This window comes from Brevundimonas sp. P7753 (assembly GCF_013386595.1).
GTDB classification, from domain to species: Bacteria; Pseudomonadota; Alphaproteobacteria; order Caulobacterales; family Caulobacteraceae; genus Brevundimonas; species Brevundimonas bullata.
In genome coordinates, this window is record NZ_JACARP010000072.1 from 449 (window position 1) to 2,108 (window position 1,660).

2 protein-coding genes are annotated in these 1,660 nt (G+C 66.0%); one reads left to right on the top strand and one right to left on the bottom strand.

What is annotated here, in order from left to right; translation table 11 throughout:
• Window positions 1-30 precede the first annotated feature (30 nt).
• Complete coding sequence (locus HX774_RS13765) at window positions 31-1,221, bottom strand: acyl-CoA dehydrogenase (RefSeq protein WP_178827594.1); 1,191 nt, start codon at window positions 1,219-1,221, stop codon at window positions 31-33.
• A 144-nt stretch (window positions 1,222-1,365) separates the two neighbouring features.
• On the opposite strand from HX774_RS13765, the gene HX774_RS13770 reads away from it, so the two are divergent.
• Complete coding sequence (locus HX774_RS13770) at window positions 1,366-1,632, top strand: DUF6356 family protein (RefSeq protein WP_178827595.1); 267 nt, start codon at window positions 1,366-1,368, stop codon at window positions 1,630-1,632.
• Window positions 1,633-1,660 lie beyond the last annotated feature (28 nt).

The following is a 1,660-nucleotide window of genomic DNA, read 5'->3' on the forward strand; positions in this document are numbered from 1 at the left end:
GGCCTCGACCGTCACGATAGCCGTGAGCCCTTAGAAGGCGCTTTCGCCCGTGATGGCCCGGCCCAGGATCAGGGCGTGGACGTCGTGCGCGCCCTCATAGGTGTTGACCGTTTCGAGGTTCATGGCGTGGCGCATGACGTGCAACTCGCCGGTGATGCCGGCCCCGCCGTGCATGTCGCGGGCCTCGCGCGCCACGGCCAGTGCCTTGCCGCAGTTGTTGCGCTTCATCAGGCTGATGGCCTCCGGCACCCAGGCGCCTGTGTCGAGCAGACGGCCGAGCGCATAGGCGCCCTCGAAGCCGAGGAAGATCTCGGTCTGCATGTCGGCCAGCTTCTTCTGCACCAGCTGGCGTGACGACAGCGGGCGCCCGAACAACATCCGCTCGCCGACATAGTCGCGGCTGGCGTGGAAGCAGAACTCGGCGGCGCCCATGGCCCCCCAGGCGATGCCGAAGCGCGCCTTGTTCAGGCAGGAGAACGGTCCGCGCAGGCCTTGCACGCCCGGCAGGATGTTGGCTTCCGGCACGAAGACGTCGTTCAGGCCGATGTCCCCGGTGATCGAGGCGCGCAGGCTCAGCTTGTCGCCGATCTTGTCCGTGGTGAAGCCGTCGAAATCACGCTCGACGATGAAGCCGCGAATTTTGTCGTCCAGCTTGGCCCAGACGATGGCCAGGTCGCTGATGGGCGAGTTGGTGATCCAGTATTTGGCGCCGTTCAGGCGATAGCCGCCGACCACCTTGACGGCTTTCGTCTTCATCGAGGCCGGGTCCGAGCCGCCGTCAGCCTCGGTCAGGCCGAAGCAGCCGACCAGCTCGCCCGCCGCCATCTTCGGCAGGAACTTCTTCTTCTGCTCTTCCGAGCCGAAGGCGTAGATCGGGTACATGGCCAGCGAGGACTGGACGCTCATGGCCGAGCGATAACCGCTGTCGACCGCCTCGACCTCGCGCGCAATCAGGCCATAGGCGACGTGGCTGGCTTCAGAGCCGCCGTATTGTTCCGGCAGCATGGCGCCGAGGAAGCCCATCTCGCCCATCTCGGTCATGATGGCGCGATCAAAGGTCTCATCACGGAAGGCCTCGACCACGCGCGGCAGCAGGGCTTCACGCGCATAGGACCGCGCCGCGTCCTGGATCATCCGCTCGTCGTCGGTCAGGCGGCCCCGCAGGTCGAACGGGTCGTCCCAACGGAAGGTCTGTTGCGGAGCGTGCGAGCCGTCGGCCATCGGTGTTTCCTGCGCGAGTATGCGGGGCTCTCTGATCGTCACGCGCAAAGGGCATGACGACGCGACCCCTGTTCCAGGGGCCGGTTTAGGCCAAAACTTTTGAACCGGGTAGAGGGCCGCGGCGAACCGCGTTAGGTTGCGGCCATGTCGAATACGTTTTCCCGCCTGTTCCGCGACCACCCGCGCGAGGTCCGCGAGACCTATCTCGAACACATGGTCGCCTCAGCCCGCTTCGGCTTCAAGCTGGTCCGCCTGGCCGGCTGCGCCTTCACCCACGCCGTCGTGCCCGGCCTGCACAAGAGCACCGTGTCCGACGCCATTCGCAGCATGGCCCGCGACATGGGCGGCCGCGCCGAGGAGGCCCGCGACAGCCGGATGAGAAACGCCGGCGTCTGGGACGTGGGGCTGTAGAATATAAGAATTCTCCCTCCCCTTCATG

Bases quoted from the DNA above. Each gene is read 5' to 3' on its own strand.
- HX774_RS13770 (WP_178827595.1), top strand. From the start codon at position 1,366: ATGTCGAATACGTTTTCCCGCCTGTTCCGCGACCACCCGCGCGAGGTC.
- HX774_RS13765 (WP_178827594.1), bottom strand. From the start codon at position 1,221: ATGGCCGACGGCTCGCACGCTCCGCAACAGACCTTCCGTTGGGACGAC.